The organism is Mycobacterium sp. SMC-17, assembly GCF_045310915.1.
GTDB lineage: Bacteria > Actinomycetota > Actinomycetes > Mycobacteriales > Mycobacteriaceae > Mycobacterium.
In genome coordinates, this window is sequence record NZ_JBJIAK010000033.1 from 49875 (window position 1) to 68216 (window position 18342).

At 65.6% G+C, this 18342-nt stretch carries 19 protein-coding genes; 11 read left to right on the forward strand and 8 right to left on the reverse strand.

The features are described from left to right. The first annotated feature begins 240 nt into the window (after positions 1-240). The 6 genes from ACJH7A_RS20090 to ACJH7A_RS20115 all read left to right on the forward strand — a co-directional run bounded on the left by ACJH7A_RS20090 (position 241) and on the right by ACJH7A_RS20115 (position 4890). Positions 241-792, forward strand: coding sequence for a YaeQ family protein (locus tag ACJH7A_RS20090; protein ID WP_064859150.1), 552 nt, complete (start codon positions 241-243; stop codon positions 790-792). 113 nt (positions 793-905) lie between these two features. Continuing rightward, on the forward strand, positions 906-1457 hold the full coding sequence (locus tag ACJH7A_RS20095; protein WP_064859151.1) for a DapH/DapD/GlmU-related protein: 552 nt from the start codon (positions 906-908) through the stop codon (positions 1455-1457). 743 nt (positions 1458-2200) lie between these two features. Next, complete coding sequence (locus ACJH7A_RS20100) at positions 2201-2512, forward strand: NIPSNAP family protein (RefSeq protein ID WP_064859152.1); 312 nt, start codon at positions 2201-2203, stop codon at positions 2510-2512. Positions 2513-2547: 35 nt separating this feature from the next. Next, on the forward strand, positions 2548-3126 hold the full coding sequence (locus ACJH7A_RS20105; RefSeq protein ID WP_064859153.1) for a TetR/AcrR family transcriptional regulator: 579 nt from the start codon (positions 2548-2550) through the stop codon (positions 3124-3126). Between the two features lie 80 nt (positions 3127-3206). Then, positions 3207-3998: an SDR family NAD(P)-dependent oxidoreductase gene (locus tag ACJH7A_RS20110; protein ID WP_061010194.1), complete on the forward strand. Its 792-nt coding sequence runs from the start codon at positions 3207-3209 to the stop codon at positions 3996-3998. A 31-nt stretch (positions 3999-4029) separates the two neighbouring features. Continuing rightward, entirely contained in the window at positions 4030-4890 is an 861-nt protein-coding gene (locus tag ACJH7A_RS20115; RefSeq protein ID WP_064859154.1) for an SDR family NAD(P)-dependent oxidoreductase, read from the forward strand. A gap of 233 nt (positions 4891-5123) precedes the next feature. Here the strand turns inward: ACJH7A_RS20115 and ACJH7A_RS20120 are convergent, their stop codons facing one another. Then, positions 5124-5336 (reverse strand): hypothetical protein, encoded by a 213-nt coding sequence (locus ACJH7A_RS20120; RefSeq protein WP_064859155.1) that lies wholly within the window; start codon positions 5334-5336, stop codon positions 5124-5126. A gap of 1 nt (position 5337) precedes the next feature. Continuing rightward, the gene (locus tag ACJH7A_RS20125; protein WP_064859156.1) at positions 5338-5967 is read right to left on the reverse strand and encodes a dihydrofolate reductase family protein; all 630 of its coding nucleotides are present in this window, start codon (positions 5965-5967) and stop codon (positions 5338-5340) included. A gap of 177 nt (positions 5968-6144) precedes the next feature. Here ACJH7A_RS20125 and ACJH7A_RS20130 point away from each other — a divergent pair, with 177 nt between their 5' ends. Both ACJH7A_RS20130 and ACJH7A_RS20135 read left to right on the forward strand, forming a co-directional pair. Next, positions 6145-7281 (forward strand): YncE family protein, encoded by a 1137-nt coding sequence (locus ACJH7A_RS20130; RefSeq protein WP_064859157.1) that lies wholly within the window; start codon positions 6145-6147, stop codon positions 7279-7281. A 114-nt stretch (positions 7282-7395) separates the two neighbouring features. Further along, complete coding sequence (locus tag ACJH7A_RS20135) at positions 7396-8427, forward strand: aldo/keto reductase (RefSeq protein WP_064859158.1); 1032 nt, start codon at positions 7396-7398, stop codon at positions 8425-8427. 8 nt (positions 8428-8435) lie between these two features. Here ACJH7A_RS20135 and ACJH7A_RS20140 read toward each other — a convergent pair whose 3' ends face one another. Then, the gene (locus ACJH7A_RS20140; protein WP_234789662.1) at positions 8436-9059 is read right to left on the reverse strand and encodes a type 1 glutamine amidotransferase domain-containing protein; all 624 of its coding nucleotides are present in this window, start codon (positions 9057-9059) and stop codon (positions 8436-8438) included. A gap of 227 nt (positions 9060-9286) precedes the next feature. Here ACJH7A_RS20140 and ACJH7A_RS20145 point away from each other — a divergent pair, with 227 nt between their 5' ends. Further along, positions 9287-10096: an LLM class F420-dependent oxidoreductase gene (locus ACJH7A_RS20145; protein ID WP_064859159.1), complete on the forward strand. Its 810-nt coding sequence runs from the start codon at positions 9287-9289 to the stop codon at positions 10094-10096. A 17-nt stretch (positions 10097-10113) separates the two neighbouring features. Here ACJH7A_RS20145 and ACJH7A_RS20150 read toward each other — a convergent pair whose 3' ends face one another. Then, positions 10114-10869, reverse strand: a complete 756-nt coding sequence (locus ACJH7A_RS20150) for an amino acid ABC transporter ATP-binding protein (protein WP_061006497.1) — start codon at positions 10867-10869, stop codon at positions 10114-10116. Next, complete coding sequence (locus ACJH7A_RS20155) at positions 10866-12344, reverse strand: ABC transporter permease subunit (RefSeq protein ID WP_082934712.1); 1479 nt, start codon at positions 12342-12344, stop codon at positions 10866-10868. Before ACJH7A_RS20155 ends, ACJH7A_RS20150 begins: the two co-directional genes overlap by 4 nt. A 191-nt stretch (positions 12345-12535) precedes the next feature. Between ACJH7A_RS20155 and ACJH7A_RS20160 the strand changes: the two genes are divergently transcribed. Then, entirely contained in the window at positions 12536-13600 is a 1065-nt protein-coding gene (locus ACJH7A_RS20160; RefSeq protein ID WP_061006496.1) for a cupin domain-containing protein, read from the forward strand. A gap of 10 nt (positions 13601-13610) precedes the next feature. Here the strand turns inward: ACJH7A_RS20160 and ACJH7A_RS20165 are convergent, their stop codons facing one another. Further along, the gene (locus tag ACJH7A_RS20165) at positions 13611-14714 is read right to left on the reverse strand and encodes a diguanylate cyclase (protein ID WP_061006495.1); all 1104 of its coding nucleotides are present in this window, start codon (positions 14712-14714) and stop codon (positions 13611-13613) included. A 278-nt stretch (positions 14715-14992) separates the two neighbouring features. Here ACJH7A_RS20165 and ACJH7A_RS20170 point away from each other — a divergent pair, with 278 nt between their 5' ends. Next, on the forward strand, positions 14993-16678 hold the full coding sequence (locus ACJH7A_RS20170) for a GMC family oxidoreductase (protein WP_406802602.1): 1686 nt from the start codon (positions 14993-14995) through the stop codon (positions 16676-16678). A gap of 40 nt (positions 16679-16718) precedes the next feature. Here ACJH7A_RS20170 and ACJH7A_RS20175 read toward each other — a convergent pair whose 3' ends face one another. Then, positions 16719-17324, reverse strand: coding sequence for an LGFP repeat-containing protein (locus ACJH7A_RS20175; RefSeq protein WP_133428350.1), 606 nt, complete (start codon positions 17322-17324; stop codon positions 16719-16721). A gap of 83 nt (positions 17325-17407) precedes the next feature. Continuing rightward, entirely contained in the window at positions 17408-18148 is a 741-nt protein-coding gene (locus tag ACJH7A_RS20180; RefSeq protein WP_406802603.1) for an alpha/beta hydrolase, read from the reverse strand. Positions 18149-18342 lie beyond the last annotated feature (194 nt).

Genomic DNA, 18342 nt, shown 5'->3' on the forward strand with positions numbered 1-18342 from the left:
AAGGCAGTGCCACCGTCTGCCAGGCGCCGGGAAACGCCAATGTCATCGCGACCCCACCCGAGCAGAGCAGTAGCGGCGCTGCCGGGGGCGGCGGCGGAAATGGCCAGAACGGCCCGTACGGGCCGAATGGCTCACAACCGCCAGTCGGCTAGGGCGGAGTCGCCACTTCTCCCCTGTGGCGATTCGAATTGACCGGCGGCCCGATTGCAGGGCAGGTGCCGGCCGGGTGGACACTATGACGTGGCCCTTTCTGCAACAGTATTCAAAGTTGAACTCGGCGTCTCCGATGTCGATCACGGTTACTACGCCGACCACGCGTTGACCGTGGCCCGCCATCCCAGTGAGACCGATGAGCGGATGGTCGTGCGGTTGTTGGCTTTTGGGCTTCGTGCACACCGACTCAGCGACGTCGACGGCGAGTTGGCGTTCGGGCCGGGCCTGTCCACCCCTGGCGTACCGGACGTGCGGCTCGCCGACTACACCGGCCGGATCCTGGAATGGATCAACGTCGGCCAGCCCGACGAACGCGTCTTGGGTAAGGCGGCCAGCCAGGCCGACCAGGTGCTGCTCTACCCGTTCGCCGCCGGCGTGGCCACCTGGTGGCGAACCGTCGGTCCCAAAGTGGCGGGGCTGGCGAACCTGTCGGTGCTGCAGATACCGCACGAGTCGGTGCAGCAACTGGCCCAAAGCGTCGATCGACGGGTCTCGGCACAGGTGATGGTGATCGAAGGTCAGGTGACGATGACCGTTGGCGGAGTCGACGTGACCTTCACCCCCGAGCCATTGGAGTGAAGGATTTCGGTTGCCGTGCAACGCTTTCCGCCCGCCGGCGAAGTCAGTTGCCAAGTTCGGCAACAAGGCGCGTCGCTCGCCGAGATGCCTGCGGTCGGTGCCAGGATCGAGATATGAAGAAGAACACCGCGCGGCTGATCCCCAGAGGTACCGACGAATCGCGCCGTGTGGTGGAACGGGTCCAGCTTGTCATGGACCTGACGTCGCAACTGAATGTGCTGCGGCACTCGGATGTGGATGGCCGCAACGCATTGCTGAAGGAAATCCTGGGGCGGTCGCTGCCGGAAACCACGACGATCTACCCGCCGTTTTATTGCGACTACGGCCTCAACTTGCGTCTTGGTGGCCGGGTTTTCGTCAACCAGAACTGCTCGTTTTTTGACCTCGGCGGCATCACAATCGGAGACCGCACATTGATCGGGCCGGGCGTCACCCTCTGCACTGCCGGCCATCCCGTCGAACCGGCGGCCCGATTCGACGGCATCACGGTCTCCCCGATCCACGTTGGCACAAATGTGTGGATCGGGGCCAACGCGACCATTGCTCCTGGGGTCACGATCGGCTCAGGGTCGGTCGTTGCCGCGGGCGCGGTGGTGGCATCGGATGTCCCGCCGAACTCACTCGTCAGCAGCGCTGGTCACATACAGCGACGCGCTCTCGCGTAAGTCCCGGTACGGGAGCGCTGCTCGCGTACTGGGACTGCGCTGACATCCGCCTCGGATCAAGGAACCGAGACGCACCCCACGCCGGGCACACAGCCTCCACCGCCGCCGGGACCGCCGCCGCCGGACGGCCCCCCAGGAATGCTGCCGCCTCCGCCACCAGGACCGCCAGCACCCGTCGGGCCGCCCGGAATTGAGCCACCGCCGCCGCCCGGGCCGCCGCCACCCGTGGGTCCACCGGGCACGCTGCCGCCCCCGCCACCGGGTCCCCCGCTGCCGGTCGGGCCGCCCGGGATCGAACCGCCGCCACCTTCAGGGCCACCACCACCCGTGGCTCCGCCTGGGGCGGTGCCGGTGCCGGGTGAAGTCGTAGGTGACATGGTCGTCGGCGTCGTCGTCACCGTGGTGGTAGTCGTCGAGTTGGTCGTTGTCGTTTTGCTGCCTTCGTCGGTGTCGCATCCCGTGGCGAGAGGAAGTACCGCGACGCCGGCGATCAGGCCGATCCAGGCTGAGTGCCTACGCCACGATGCTCGCGATTGCGGGCGGATGCTCGTGTCAGCTGTCAATCTCATGGTGATGTTTGCCTCCCTCTCGGCTGTCGTTGCGTTATTCCCCGAGATCGAGACTTCCAATCCTCGACGCCGAAAGAAGCGCATCGCGTCGTTTGGATCGCGGAGCCCCCGCGTCCGGCGCACCCCGTCGGCGAGAACGACATCCAGCCGAATCGACGACTGTAGACTTGCCGCGTGGAGTTGCGAACCTACACATTGACTGACGCCGCCGCGCTGGAGAGTTACGTCTCGGACTTCTGGCCTCGCCACATTCGCACGCTGCGCAAGTACGGCATCACTGTGCGCGGCGTCTGGACGGACCCCGAGTCGAGCGAGCCTCGCGTCATCGCACTCGTCGATTATGCGGGCGGCGATCCCCGCCGCCTCGCCGAGAGTTACCGCGCAAGCGATGACTTCGTCGAGGACCACCGGCATTTCGATACGTCGCTCATCGTCGCGACGCACACGCAAACGCTGCAGCCGATCGCGAGTTCCCCGCTTCAATAACGATGCTTGGTGCATCGCCGGGAGGAGATACCCACATGGCCACATCCACTTCGCCTACGCGCAATGCGGCCGCTACCCGTGAGGCGATCCTGCGGTCGGCGATCCAGAATTTCGCCCGCGCCGGATACGACGGCGTGGGCGTCCGCCAGATCGCGCACGACGCCGGCGTGACCGCCATGCTGGTCAACAGGTACTTCGGCTCGAAGGAAGGGCTGTTCGCCGAGGCGGTCGAAACGTCCTTTGCCACACCCACTTTCATCGGAGAGCGATCTGACGATCTGGTCGCTGACACTGTCCGGGCCCTGGTGGCGAGGACCGGATCCGGCGACGATGCGCCACCGCCGTTCATGATCATGCTGAGGTCCGCCTCGAGCCCGGTCGCCACGACGATCGTGCGCGACGCCATCGAACGCCACGTTGGCGCCCGGCTGGCTCGGCAACTCGACTCGCCCGATCAGAATCTGCGCGGCGAGATCCTGCTCGCGTTGATCAGCGGAATGCTCATGATGCGCGGCGTGGTCGGGACGAGCGCGCTTCGCAAAAGCAAGCCCGCGGACATCGAAAGGGTGCTTGAGCCGGCCATCGCCGCGCTCATCGGCGGTTCGCGAGTCTGAGCTTCGAAGCAGGAATGAACCCGCCTAAGTCTACGTTCGTATACATCGAAGGTATACAGATGTAGACAAGGAGGACCCGGGTGGAGCTCGGATTGAGGCACAAGCGCGCATTGGTCACCGGTTCGAGTGCGGGTCTCGGTCGCGCGATCGCTGAGATGCTGGCTGCAGAGGGCGCGTCCGTGGTGGTACACGGACGTGACGCCGACCGGACGCAAGCGGTCGTTTCCGCGATCGGCGCCAACGGCGGTGAAGCGGTCGCCGTACTCGGCGACCTCTCGACCGACGAAGGCGCCGCAGCCGTCGCGCATGCCGCGGGCGAGATCGACATCCTGGTCAACAATGCCGGCGACTACGACGGTTCGTCCTGGGCGGAACTCACCACCCACGAGTGGGCGAGAATCCACCAGACCAACGTCGTGTCCGTCGTGCGGATGATCGACCATCTTGTCCCGGGCATGCGCCGACGGGGCTGGGGCCGGGTCATCCAGATCGGCGGTGGTCTCGCCGTTCAACCGGTCGCCCAGCAGCCGCACTACAGCGCCACGTTGGCTGCGCGACACAACTTGACCGTCTCGCTCGCCCGCGAGTTGTCCGGAACCGGCGTCACCGCCAACATCGTCGCGCCCGGAGCCATCCTCACCGACAGCACACGGGCCATGGTGCTGCAGGCCGGCGCCGTGCACGGCTGGGGAACCTCCTGGGAAGACATTGAAAAAGCCGCGGCCACAACATGGTTCCCCAACGACATCGGCCGACTCGGCCGTCCTGAGGAGATCGCCGCCGCGGTCTGCTTCCTCGCCAGCTCCCATGCCGCGTACATCAGCGGTGCCGATCTCCGCGTCGACGGCGGCACCATCCGCAACGTCAACTGAAACCACCAGTCAACAAAGAAAGGTCACTGTCATGTCGCATGTCTTCCTCATCTCCGGAGCTTCCCGCGGTCTCGGGCGCGCCATCGCCGAAGCGGCGCTGGCAGCCGGGCATCACGTCGTCGCGGGTGTTCGCTCGGTATCAGCGCTCGACGATCTCGCTGCCCGTGAACCTGAGCGTCTGGCCGTTGTCCCGCTCGACGTCACCGACGACGAGCAGGTCCGCAGTGCCATCGACACCGCAATCCAACGCTGGGGTCGCCTCGACGTTTTGGTCAACAACGCCGGGTACGCCAACATGGCTGCCGTCGAAGACGTTGACGTCGACGACTTCCGCGCCCAGGTCGAGACGAACTTCTTCGGCGTCGTACGGCTCACCCAGGCCGTGCTTCCGATCATGCGGAGGCAGCGTGCGGGCCATATCGTCCAAATATCCTCCGTCGGTGGACGTTTGGCGCGGCCGGGCCTGGCTGCCTATCAGTCCTCCAAGTGGGCCGTCACCGGCTACTCCGGGGTCCTCGCACAGGAGGTCGCTCCGCTCGGCATCAAGGTGACGGTGCTGGAGCCCGGTGGCATGCGTACCGATTGGTCGGGCTCGTCGATGCGCATCGCCCCGGTACGCGACGAGTACAGGGACACAGTGGGAGCCGCGGCGCAGCTGAGCCAATCCGCCAACCTCGGCGCCAGCGATCCGGTAAAGGTCGCGGCGCTGTTGCTCGACATCGTCGAGATGGACACTCCGCCGGCTCGCTTGCTGGTCGGCCCAGATGCCTACCGGTACGCCACCGCGGCCGGGCGCGACCTGCTCGTTTCTGACGAACGGTACGCGGATCTGAGCAACTCGACCGCGGCCGACGACGCCACCGCCGATCAGCTCAATCCGCTTGGTGCGTAACGCATCAGGTCGGTGCCAGAATGAGTCAGAAGCCGCTGCGTACAGGTGCTGGGTGATCGGTGGGAGTGCTCGCCGGCTCCTCCTTCGATGGTGTCTGGCGAGGTCGGCCGGCCATGGCGGTTTGAGGACGACCTTGGTCCGCCCGTCGTCGCGGTGGTGATTGCAAACACGCTTGAACTCCGACCGGCTACCCCCGGCCCGCCACAGGTAAACACTCACCGCGTCTGCGGCGCTCACTCCCGACCTACGTCTTTTACGAACCGCCCTCCCGCGGTGTTGCTCACCCTGTCCCCGACGGATAGCTCCTTCCACGTCGCACGGTCGACGCGCACCGTGATCGTCTGCCCGTCGTCGCGCCGAATGCGCAGGCGCCGGTAGAGATTCGCCCCGTCGAGAAGCGCCCGGGATTTCTTGACGACGGTGCCTTCCCACTCCGATGTCGACATCTCAGCTTCCTTCAGGTGATCGGGTGACGTGGTAGCGCAGATGAGCCACGCCGGGGGCCTGCAGCACCCGCACGAGCTCCATCTTCGGTAGGCCGGGCCGGAATCCGTCGAACAAGCGCTCCCCCGAACCGAGGATGACCGCCGACACTTGCAGGTCGATCTCGTCCACCAAGCCCGCCTTGATCGCCTGGCGTGCGCACGATGCGCCGCCGGCGATCGAGATGTCCTTCCCGCCGGCAGCCGCCTGCGCCTGTGCGTACGCGGATTCGATGCCGTCGGTGACGAAATGGAATGTCTTACCGCCCTTCATCTCGATCGGGTCGTGGGCGTGGTGCGTGAGCACGAAGACCGGGCAGTGATACGGCGGAGTGTCACCCCACCAGCCCTGCCAGTCCGAGCCGTCCCATTCCCCACGAATCGGTCCGAACATGTTGCGCCCCATGATGGTTGCGCCCATGCCGTCCAGCATCTCGGACATCACCTGCCGGTTGAGGGGGTGATCTCTGGTGGCACCGATATGCCAATCATGGAGGTCGAGCCCGCCCACCCCTATCGGATTCTCTTCGCTCTGATGGGGCCCGGCGACATACCAGTCGGCCGAGATCGACATCGAGAGATTCGTTCGTGCCACGTCAAGTTCCGTTCCGTCGGTCGGTTCATGCGATTGCCCTTGTCTACATTGAGACCGCTGCGGCGCCGACAACTCATCGTCGTCGGCAGTATTGCCATTCGGGTGTCGAGCGCATCTCCCTGTTGTAGCTTGGCTGGCGCTGGGTCAGGTCAATTCGATTCGACCGGAAGGCAAGCCATGACGCTCGAAGTCATCAAGACCATCCCTGTCGGCGGCTCCCCGAGTCGGGTAGCACTCACTCCCGATGGTGGCCGCGCTTACGTCCTCAACGGCGGCGGCGACTCCGTCTCGGTCATCAGCACCGTGACCAATACGGTCACCACCACCATTCCCGTCGGGGACCTCCCCGACTCGGTGGCGATCTCCCCCGACGGCACACGTGCCTACGTCACGATCGAGAACGCCGGCACGGTCTCGGTGATCAGTACCGCCACCAACACCATCACAGCGAACATTCCCGTCGGTGACTTCGCGGGCGGAATCGCGCTCACTCCCAACGGCGCTCGTGCCTATGTCGCCGCGGCCCATAGTCCGGCGACGTCCGGAGACGTCGTGGTGATCGACACGGCTACCAACACGGTCACGGCGACGATCCCCGTCGACGGACATCCCCACAGCGTCGCGGTCAGCCCGAACGGTGCGCGCGCGTACGTCACGAACTGGGACCTGGACGGTTCCGTGTGGGTGATCAACACCGCCACCAATACGGTGATCAAGACCGTCGAGGTGGGTGATTTGCCCAGCGGTGTTGCCGTCAGCCCCAACAGTTCCCGCGTCTACGTCACCAACGCGGCTCCCATCGGAACGGTTTCGGTGATCAATTCGACGACCAATACCGTCACCGAGACCATCCCTGTGGGGAACTCACCGATCGGCGTTGCGGTCAGCCCCAACGGCGCCCGGGTTTACATCACCAACCGTGGCTACCCCGGCCCCGGCTCATTGCAGGTGATCAACGCCGCCACCAACGATGTCACCGAAACGCTCGAGGTCGGCGAAGATGCGTGGGCTCTCGCGGTCAGTTCCGACGAAGAGCGAATCTATGTCACCAATCTCGGCGACGACTCGGTGTCCGTGATCGGCGACCACGTTCGCCACTTCCCCGACGTGCCCGACCTCGTCGGCGACATCCTCGGCGGCGTCGCCGGCGATGGTGGCGGATGGCTGATCATCGGCAACCACTTCTACAAGATCCCGCCGCGCCCTCTCGCGGTGGTGCGAATCGCGCGCGCGATAGCGCCCTACCTCGGCAAGCCGATCGAGAACCGGGATCTGGCCAAACAACTGCGCAACACTCTCAATCGACGCCGATAGCGACGGGGGTTCTCGCTCGCTGTCACCCACCATTGCCGGCCGATCCGCGGAACAGATTCGCGATGCCTCAGGTTGGACTCTAGGACGCCCATCGAACCTGGAGGAGGATGACACATGCCCGAATCGGTCTTGCTCGGCGACCAATTGGCCACCAGTGCAATGGGTTTCGGAGGAATGGCGCTGACACCGGTGTACGGCGGAGCCATCGATGAGGATGAATCACTGGCGACGCTGAACCACGCCATCGACGCCGGGGTGACCTTCATCGACACCGCCAACATCTACGGAGACGGGGACAACGAGCGGCTGATCGCTCGTGTGCTCGCCGGCCGCCGCGACGAGGTCACGCTGGCGACCAAGTTCGGCATCCAGGGCAATCCGGCCGGCCGCGCGCAGGGTCGCATCAGTCCGCGGGGCGACGCGGCCTACGTACGCCAGTGCATCGACGAGAGCCTGCAGCGCCTGCAGACCGACGTGATCGACCTGTACAACCTGCACCGGCGCGACCCAGCCGTGCCGATCGAGGAGACCGTCGGCGCGATGGCCGAATTGGTCGCGGCCGGCAAGGTGCGTCACCTCGGGCTGTCTGAGGTCAGCGCGGCCGAACTGCGCGCCGCGAACGCGGTGCACCCGATCGCCGCGCTGCAGAGCGAGTGGTCGGTCTGGACCCGCGACATCGAGTCCGTCATCGTCCCCACCGCTGCCGAGCTCGGCGTGGGTATCGTTCCGTTCTCTCCGCTGGGCCGCGGCTTCCTGACGGGCTCCGTGCGGTCGGCGGCCGATATGGGCGAGAACGACTTCCGGCGCACGATGCCGCGCTTCGCCGGATCAGCGCTGGAGGCCAATCAGGCGGTCGTCGACGCCGTGGTGTCGGTCGCCGCCACGGTCGGAGCGACGCCGGCACAGGTTGCGTTGGCGTGGCTGCGTCATCGCGCCGACGACCTCGGCGTTGCGGCGGTCCCGATTCCGGGCACGCGCCGCGCCGCGCGGGTCGACGAAAACCTCGCCTCGTTGTCGGTGACGTTGACCGCCGAGCAGGTGAGCGCGCTCGGGGATGCGGGTAACGCAGTGACCGGGGCCCGCTACGCCGACATGTCCGCGATCGGTTCCAGCGGAGACTCTTCGCCGGACGACAGCGCTCAGTAAGCCTGATGTCAGGTGCCGGCGAGCGCTTCCACAACGGCCGACGAGAACGCCGGTAGGTCATCGGGGCCACGACTGGAGATCAGATTCCCGTCGATGACGACCTCGCGGTCGACAACTGTCGCCCCGGCGTTCTGCAGATCGATCCGAAGGCTGGGGTACGACGTCAGCGTCCGGCCCTTGGCGACGCCGGCGTCGATCAGCGTCCACGGACCGTGACAGATGACGCCGACCGGCTTGCCGGATTCGACGAAGTCGTGGACGAACTTGACCGCCTTGTCGTCGGTGCGCAGTTTGTCGGCGTTCACCGTGCCGCCCGGAATGAGCAGCGCGTCGAACTCGTCCGGTGTGATGTCACCTACCAGGCGTTCCACGGGCTCGGTGCCGCCGGGTTTCAGGTCGTTGTCACGCATGTCGATGGAGCCTTCTTGCAGCGAGATCAATTCGGTGCTGGCACCGGCGGCCTGTACCGCATTTCGGGGCTCCTGCAGCTCTCGGCGCTCGACGCCGTTGGTGGCGAGGATCGCCACCTTCTTGCCCTCGAGCGGCGCAATACTCTCGTCCAGATTCTGTTCGGCCTGCTCGGCGTAGTCAGCCAGTTCGGCGATCGATTCATCGCCTTCCTCAGCGCGCATGGTGTACTCCTTGCCTGCGCCGCCGCGTCTGGCGGCACCGCTCGGCTGGGTACCCGAGGGCACCGTGGCCGAAACCGCCTGCGCATGAGCGTGGACCTGACCGGCCATGACCTCCCCAAAGACGAGGTGCACCAACCACTTCAAGGCTGGAAACGCCTGACCCGGAATAAACCCGCACGCGGGGACCTTGGCTCAAGAGTCGCCCCTTCCCCGACCAAGGAGCATCCATGACTCGTCCCGTCCGCGTCGCTGTACAGATCCAGCCCGGCGGCACGCCTGACTACGCCACCTGGCGCGACGCCGTCGTGGCCGCCGACGACCTCGGTGTCGACGTGATCTTCGGCTACGACCACTTCCATCGCCCGGCGATGAAGGCCATCGTCGACGGCAAGCCCGTCCTGTTCGACGACCAGCCCGACGTCGCGAACTTCGAGGGGTGGACCGCGCTCGCTCCGTGGGGCGAGATCACCTCACATGCCGAGATCGGGCTCCTCGTCACCGGTGTCGGCTACCGCAACGCGGATCTGCTGGCCGACATGGCGCGCACCGTCGACCACATCAGCGGTGGTCGCCTCATCCTCGGTCTGGGCGCCGGGTGGTACGAAAAGGACTACACCACTTACGGTTACGACTTCGGCACCTTCGGTTCGCGCTTCGACATGTTCGACGAGAGCCTGATCCGCATCGAGAACCGGCTCGCCGCCCTGATTCCGCCGCCCGTCCGCAAGATTCCGATTCTCATCGGCGGCACCGGGCCCAAGCGCTCCCTACCCGCCGTCGCCCGGCACGCCGACATCTGGCACGCATTCCAGGACATCGAGGCGTTCCGCAAATCCAGCGACCGCGTCGACGAGCTGGCAGCGACATTCGGCCGCAACGGATCTGACATCGAACGCTCGACGCTGTGGACGAACGCCCAGGCTGCCGATGCCTTCCGTGAGGCCGGCGTCACGCTGTTCCAGACCGAACTGACAGCGGACAACAACTACGACCTGACCTCGCTCAAAGAGGTGGTCGCATGGCGGGATGGTGCGTGATCGCGAGCTGAATCGCGCTACAGCGGATTCAGGATGCGGTCCAGGAACTGCCGCGTGCGCTCTTCCTTCGGGTTGCCGATCACCTCGTCGGGCGTGCCCCGCTCCAGGATGATGCCCTGATCGGTGAACAGCACCTGATTGGAAACCTGCCTGGCGAACTGGATTTCGTGGGTGACGATCACCATGGTCCACCCCTCGACCGCGAGATCCTTGATCACCGAGAGCACTTCGCCGACGAGTTCGGGATCGAGCGCCGACGTCGGCTCGTCGAACAGCACTAATTTCGGCTTCAAGGCGAGCGCCCGGGCGATGCCGACGCGCTGCTGTTGCCCGCCGGACAGCTGATACGGGTATTGGTCCTTTTTGGCGGCAAGCCCCACCTGCTCCAGGAGCGTGACGGCTTCGGCCTCTGCTTCCGCTTTGGGCCGCTTCTGCACGATGACCGGGCCCTCGGTCACGTTCTGCAGGACCGTCTTGTGTGGGAACAGATTGTGGTTCTGAAACACGAAGCCGCTCCGGGACTGGAACCGGCGCACCTCGGGTTTCGGTGTGGGCGTGGAGAAGTCGATTTCGATATCGTCCACCCGAATGACCCCGGCGTCAGCCCGGTCGAGGGCGTTCAGCGTGCGCAGCAGCGTCGTCTTGCCCGATCCGGACGGCCCGATGATGGCCGTCGCCGTGCCCTGCTCGACGGTGAACGAAACTCCCTTGAGCACCTTGTTGTCGCCGAAGGCTTTGTGGACGCCCTCGGCGACCACGCGGTTCTCTGTCATCGCGCCACATACCTTTCCAGCCGGCGTTCAATACGACCCTGGCCGAACGAGAGCGCCAGGCAGATGACCCAGTAGTACACCGCGGCGGTGCCGTACAACGCGAAGAACTCGAACGTCGGCGCCGCGATGATCTGAGCTTGCCGCAGCAGTTCGGTGACCAGGATCGTCGAGGCGAGCGACGTGTCCTTCACCAGCGAGATCAACGTGTTCGACAACGGCGGCACCGCCACCCGGGCGGCCTGGGGCAGGATGATGCGCCGAAGCGCGCCAACATAATTGAAGCCGATGGTTTCGGCGGCCTCCCATTGACCTTTGGGAATGCTCTGGATGGCCGAGCGGATGATCTCCGCCCCGTAACCGCCGACGTTCAGGGAGAACGCGATGATGGCGGCAGGGAACGGATCGATCTTCACACCCAGTTCCGGCAGCGCGAAGAACACGATGAACAGCTGCACCAGCAGTGGAGTACCGCGGATGATCGAGATGTAGAACCGCGCCACGTTGGCAAGAACCACGTTCGACGACAACCGTGCCAGCGCCACCGCCAACGCGATCACCAGACCGATCACGAAGCTGATCACCGTCAGCGGGATGGTCTTGGTCATTGCGGCCTTCGCCAACGGCACGAGGCTGTCCCCGATCAGCGCCCATGTCGAGCGCGCCACATGCTGCGCCCGGTCGGTGTCGGGTCCGCCAGATGCGTTGGCCTTGAGGTACTTCTGCGAGATCCGGGCCAGAGTGCCGTCGGCCCGCAATTCGTCGAGCGCCTTGTTCAGATCGGGTAACAGCCCGCTGTCCTTCCGGGCGGCGAAGCCCTGCTCGCTCTTCTCGCCGGTGTTGGCGGCGATCTTGACCGACTTGTCCCCGGTCTCGGCGAGGTAGGCGTACACCGCGATGCTGTCGTTCACGACGACGTCGACGCGCCCCTGGTTGAGCAGCTTGATGGCCTGGGTGAAGCCCTCCACGGTCTCGACACGGGCCCCGGCTTTTCGGGCGACCTCAGACCAATTGCTGGTGGCGTTCTCGGCGGCGACCTTGCCCTTCAGGTTGTCGAGCGACTTGATCGAGTTGTCGTCCGCACGCGTGACGATCACGCCCTCCCCCACCGAATACGGCTCGGAGAGGTCGTATTTCGCCTTGCGTTCGGGATTGATCGTCACCTCATTGGCGACGACGTCGAATCGGTTGGCCTCCAGCGCGGCGAAGATCGAGTCCCACGGCGTCTCGACGAACTCGACACGCACACCGAGCTTGCCGGCGACGGCCTTGGCGACGTCGACGTCGTATCCGACCAGCTCGTTCGTGGCCGGGTCGTGGTAGCTGAACGGTGAATACACCCCTTCGGTGCCGACGCGCAGCACGCCCGCCGCCTTGACCGGATTCTCGCCGTCCTTGCTACTCGGCGATCCGCACGCCGCCAGTATCAGAGCGACGAGCAGCAACACCGGCAGGACGGCTCCTCGTATGTAGCGCACCGCCGGAAGTTAGCAAGTCGGTCGGCGGTCACCAAGGGTTCTGCTCAATCCGGGTGATACGAGCCTTACCGCCAGCAGGAATACCTGAGGTAGCGCTCGCCGCCACCACGGATTACCGCCGCCGTCCATGACGGCACGCTCCCCGCCGACAACACTGACCTGTATCCGCTTGACCAACGAGGAGGCTCCGCATGACAACGTCCATCGCCCGCAGCAGCCACACCGTCTCGCTACTCGACGGCGAGATCGTCGAGGAATCCGAACACGGCTCGATGCGCCGGGTCACCGCTGATGCCATGCCGATTCTGAAGAATCTGTCGATCAAGCGCCTGTTGCTCAATCCGGGGGCCATGCGCACGCCCCACTGGCACGCCAACGCCAACGAACTCACCTACTGCGTCTCGGGAACCGCGCTGGTGTCGGTCCTGGACAACCACAGTGTGTTCTCGAACTTCATCGTCACCGCAGGGCAGATGTTCCACATCGATTCCGGTGCGCTGCACCACATCGAGAACATCGGTACCGACGTCGCCGAGTTCATCATCGCCTTCCGCAACGAACGTCCGGAGGACTTCGGGCTGGGCGCCACCTTCGGGGCGTTCACCGACGCCGTGTTGGGCAATACGTACGACCTGCCGTCGTCCGACATCAGCAAGATCCGCCGTAGCACCGTCGACCACAAACTGGCAGCCCGCACCGGCGACCCGAGTATCCCTGCCGCTGCTCACTTCAACGACCCGCACAAGTTCGACATCGAGGCCCAAGCGCCCGGTCTCAACTACGCCAGCGGGAACGCACGCTTCGCCCGTGACCAGTTCTGGCCTGCGCTGAAGGACATCTCGATGTACTCGCTGCGCGTCACCGAAAGCGGTATGCGCGAACCACATTGGCATCCCGTCACCGCGGAGATGGGCTACGTGCAGCACGGCGACGCGCGCATGACCATCATGAATCCGGACGGGACCCTGGACACGTGGAACCTCACCACCGGAGACATGTATTTCATCCCCCGCGCCTACCCCCACCACATCGAGAACATCGGCGCCGACGACTGGCATTTCCTGATCTTCTTCGACCAGCCGTTCCCCGCCGACATCGGCTTCAAAGCCTCTGCCAGCGCCTATTCGCGTGAGGTCCTGGCCGCGGCATTCAACACCCACATCGATGACCTGCCGACGTTCCCCTTCACTCCGGCCGACCCGCTGGTGGTGTCCCGGGTGAACCCCGTCGATACGGACGGAGTCGGTCAACTCTGAGAAAGGGCGGCTACTCCGCGAGACGTACGGCGGTCTGTCCGTGCGAACCGTCAGCGTGCCTGGATGCGTTGCCGCCCAAGCGTTTCGCCACGTACATCTCCAGGTCTGCCGACATCACCAGGTCGTCGATGATCGTGGCGGCAGCGGAGTCGTCGACATCTGAGAGCGCGATCGTTGCCACTCCGACGCTGGCGGTGATGGCATACGGAGTGGCGGCGATCGCCGCACGCAGGCGTTCGGCGGCCGACGACTGATGGGGTCGGTGCGTGGTGTCGGCGATCAGGAACTCATCACCACCGCTGCGGCCGATCACCGCATCATGGCTGGCCTGCTTCCGGAGGATGTCGGCCACGGCGATCAGCGCACGGTCACCGAACAGGTGGCCACGGCTGTCGTTGAGGAGCTTGAACCCGTCGAGATCGATCACCGTCACCATGAGATGTGCGGACGTGCCCCGGTCCCGATGGATCAGCTCCTGGGCTTTGATGCCGAAACCACGCCGGTTCAGCAGGAATGTCAGTGGATCACAGTCCGCCCGGATGAGGTCGGTCACCAGGGCGTGGACGACGATCTGAATGCTGGCAGGCACCGTCACCGTGAGAACGAAAACCAACCACACTGCGCACACCGCGAGGACGGGTCGGCCGGACGTGGTCAGTCGGACGGCCTCGACCGTCGCGACGATCATCGCCACCTGGAAGTTGAAGGCCGCGTGGATGGCCCGGTGGGTGAATGCGACGTACGCCGCAGGTATCCCGAACGTGGTACAGACCAGGATGGCGACGGCCGGGTCGCTACAGGACAGCGCAACGGCGGCGATACAGGCCGTGACCATCGCGGCGAAGATCGTCGACCGTCGTCGGCTGGGCAGCCCGACAACCCAGATGAGGCCGGCGAGCACCAACCCGACGGTGGCCGCGCGGGTGACCAGTCGCGGGACGACGCCGACCGGTCCCTCGGGAACCGTCATCAGCGCAATCGGGATGAAGGTGCTCATGATGGCCACGGCGGCGATCATCGTGCGAACGAGGCCTGACAGCCCACGAAACTTCACGTACCCCATGAGCCAGTCGTAGTGATCGGACTGACGCCACCATTGCTTGACCCAACGCATGGTGCATCTCCCCCCAACGGGTTACCTGGACGTCCGCAGTCGTCAAACCCTCGCAGCCGCTGATCGCTGTCCGACGCACATTTGCTGACGAATGATTGCATCACATGTTCATCCAGTTTGCCAGGGGTGCAAACTGGGAATGTCGCCGCGTCGGAGATAGCCAACCGGGCGCGCGCCGCGACACCGCGGTGGGGCTCGGCGGCGGGGATGTGTACGGACCGGATGGTGATAACGCAGACTGAGACACCAATCCGACGCCCTGGAGGACCGATTCCGGAATGAGCCCAGTTGCCGAATTCGACTTCGTCATCGTGGGAGCAGGCAGTGCCGGCTGTCTGCTCGCCAATCGGCTCAGCGCCAACCCCGATCACCGGGTGCTGCTGATCGAGGCAGGCGGCAGGGACAACTGGTTCTGGATCAAGGTGCCGGTGGGCTACCTGTACACCATCGCCAACCCCCGCACCGACTGGTGTTTCACCACCGAGGCCGACCCGGGTCTGGCCGGCCGCAGCATCCACTACGCACGCGGCCGCGTCATCGGTGGGTGCTCGTCGATCAACGCCATGATCCACATGCGGGGGCAGGCCAGCGATTACGACCTCTGGGCGCAGGCGACCGGCGACGATCGCTGGCGTTGGGGTGGCTCCGACGGCGTCGGCGAGACGCTGGCGATCTACAAGCAGCTGGAGGACTACTTCGGCGGAGCCGACGAGTGGCACGGCGTCGGCGGCGAGATCCGCGTCGAGCGGCCACGGGTGCGCTGGAAGATCCTGGACGCCTGGCAAGCGGCCGCTGCCGAGGTGGGCATCGCACCGATCGACGAGTTCAACCGGGGCGACAACTCCGGCAGCGCGTATTTCCACGTCAACCAGAAGCGTGGCCGACGCTGGTCGATGGCCGACGCGTTCCTGCACCCCATCGCCCACCGGCCCAACCTCACCGTCTATACCGACAGCCAGGCCGTGCAGCTGCTGATGGACGACGGCGTCCAGGAGCATCAGCGTCGCGGCGCCTGGACCACCGCCCGACACCGTGCCACCGGTGTGCGGCTGCGCAAAGACGGCCAGATCGTCGATGTCCACGCCCGGCATGAGGTGATCCTGAGCGCCGGCGCGATCGGATCACCGCAACTCATGCAGGCCTCTGGTCTGGGTCCGGCCGGGCTGCTCACCGAGCATCACGTGCCGGTGGCCGTCGACCTGCCCGGCGTCGGCGAGAACCTCCAGGACCATCTGCAGCTGCGCACGGTGTACCGCATCCAGGGCGCCCGGACGGTCAACACGCTGTACCGGAACTTGGTCACTCGTGGCGGCATGGGGCTTCAGTACCTGGCGCTGCGCTCCGGACCGATGACCATGCCACCGTCGACGTTGGGGGCCTTCGCGAAAAGCGATCCGGCACTGGCCAGTCCGGATCTGGAGTGGCACGTGCAGCCCTTGTCCCTGCCCAAGTTCGGTGACCCGCTGCACTCGTTTGGGGCGATAACTCCCTCGGTGTGCAATCTGCGCCCCACCTCGCGGGGTCATGTGCGCATCGCCAGTGCGGATCCCCTGACGAACCCGAAGGTCATGTGCAACTACCTGTCGACCGAAGCCGACCACCAAGCCGCGGTGAAGGGCCTGCGGATGACCCGGAAGATCATGGCGGCGCCGGCCCTCGCGCGCTACCGGCCCGAGGAGCTGCTTCCCGGCCCGCAAGTGGCCAGTGACGACGACCTGCAGCAGGCAGCCCGCGAGCTGGGCACGACCATCTTCCATCCGGTGGGCACCTGTGCGATGGGAGCCTTTGACACACAAGGTCTTCCGCGTTCAGCAGCCACGGTGCTCGATACCGACTGCCGGGTGTATCGCGTCGCGGGTCTGCGCGTCGTCGACGCGTCGGCGATGCCCACCATCACGTCCGGGAACACCAACGCGCCGGTGATGCTGATCGCCGAACGCGCTGCGCGGGCGATCCTGGGGTGAAGCGCACAGATCCTGGCGTCATCGAGCTGAGCGTCGCGTTCTACAGCCCGGACGGGACGACCTTGCCGTTGACCGTCACCTCGACCTGACCGGTCTTCGTGTTGTACGCGATCTTGCCGTGCTCGAACGTCGCGACGAGTTGATCGCCGATGGGCGTCTCGTCACTGGTGACGACGCCCAAGGGGCCGGCCGAGCCGTTGGTGCCGGTGGCTGCGGGCACGCCGTCCGCATCGCGCTGGACATTCCAGGCTTCCCGGATCTTGCCCCAGATGATGTACGCGGGCGTGCCCGCCTGGCTGTTCTTGGCCACGATGGCGCCACCCTGGAACTGCTGGAAGACGACGCCGCTGTCGCGGGTTCCGGCGTTGTGGTCACCGGTCAGGGGCTTGCCGAGAGCCGACTTCTGCTTGTCGCTCGCCGACGCGTACTTGGCCGCGATCGGGCCGGTCAGCGTGACCTCGACGTCCCGCTCACCGATGAGCTTCACCTCGGCGGGCGGCGCCGGAACTTCGGACGTCACGACCAACGCGACCTGCGGTTCCTGAGCCGACACACCGACGCTCGTGCCGTTGCTGCAGCCGGCAACGGCCAGTGCGACGGCGGCCAGGCCGGCGATGGTGGTGCGGCGGTACGTGCTCGTGTCCATAGGTTTCCCCTCACGTCTTCGGTGTGGTGCGCGTCATGTTGCAGCTGATGCCCCGGCCCGGTCACGACCATAACGGAGGCACTTCAGCACCGCGCGCCGCCCGGTATGAGGTGTCGAGCGAAGAAACGCGCCGCGTCCTCCCCCGCGAACGAGGGGATGCCGGTGTGCCCACCCATGTTGGCCTGCAATGTCTTCTCTCGGGAGCCGAGAGCATCGAACACGTCGAGCGCCATCTGGCGGTCATTCGATTCGTCGTCCCACTGCAGCAGGACGTGCAGGGGAATCGTGATCCGACGGGCCTCGTCGAACATGGCGCGGGGTACGAAACTGCCGGCGAACAAACCCGCGGCAACGATGCGTGGCTCGACCACGGCCAACCGGATACCGATGGCCAGCACACCGCCGGAGAAGCCGACCGGACCGCTGATCTCGGACAGTGCGAGGAGCGCATCGAGCACGAACTGCCATTCCGGGACGGCGGTGTCGACCAACGGGATGACGAGCCGGTCGACGATGTCGTCGACCGGCTCGCCCGCGGCCAGCGCCCGGTGCAGATCGGCGCGGGCCTGCTCGAGGTCAGCCAGGCGGGGGCGATCGCCGCTGCCGGGTAGCTCGATGGTCGCTGCGGCGAAACCGTGTGACAACGCGGCGCGGGCGCGGTTCGCGAGTCGCGGATACATCTGCCGCAGTCCCCCGGGATGACCCAGCAGGATCAGTGGTGCGGGGGAAGACCTCGGTGTCCACAGGATGCCGGGGATGTCGTTGAGACTGAATGCGCGCTCGACGCTGCCGTCGTCGAGACGCTGTTCGGAAATGAAGTCCATGGCCGTGCCTTTCGGGAGTGCTGTGAGACGGCGCTCCCGGGACGACCTATCGCCCGACTGTGGCCCTGGTGAGGAGCACCCACGTCGATACGTTCACGGGTACCACCTCCTCGTCCTCTGGCTAAGTCCCCTGGGGTGGTGGGAATTCGGGGACGGGGCTGAGGTGGGCGGAGATGTTCAGGCCGTGTCGGTGC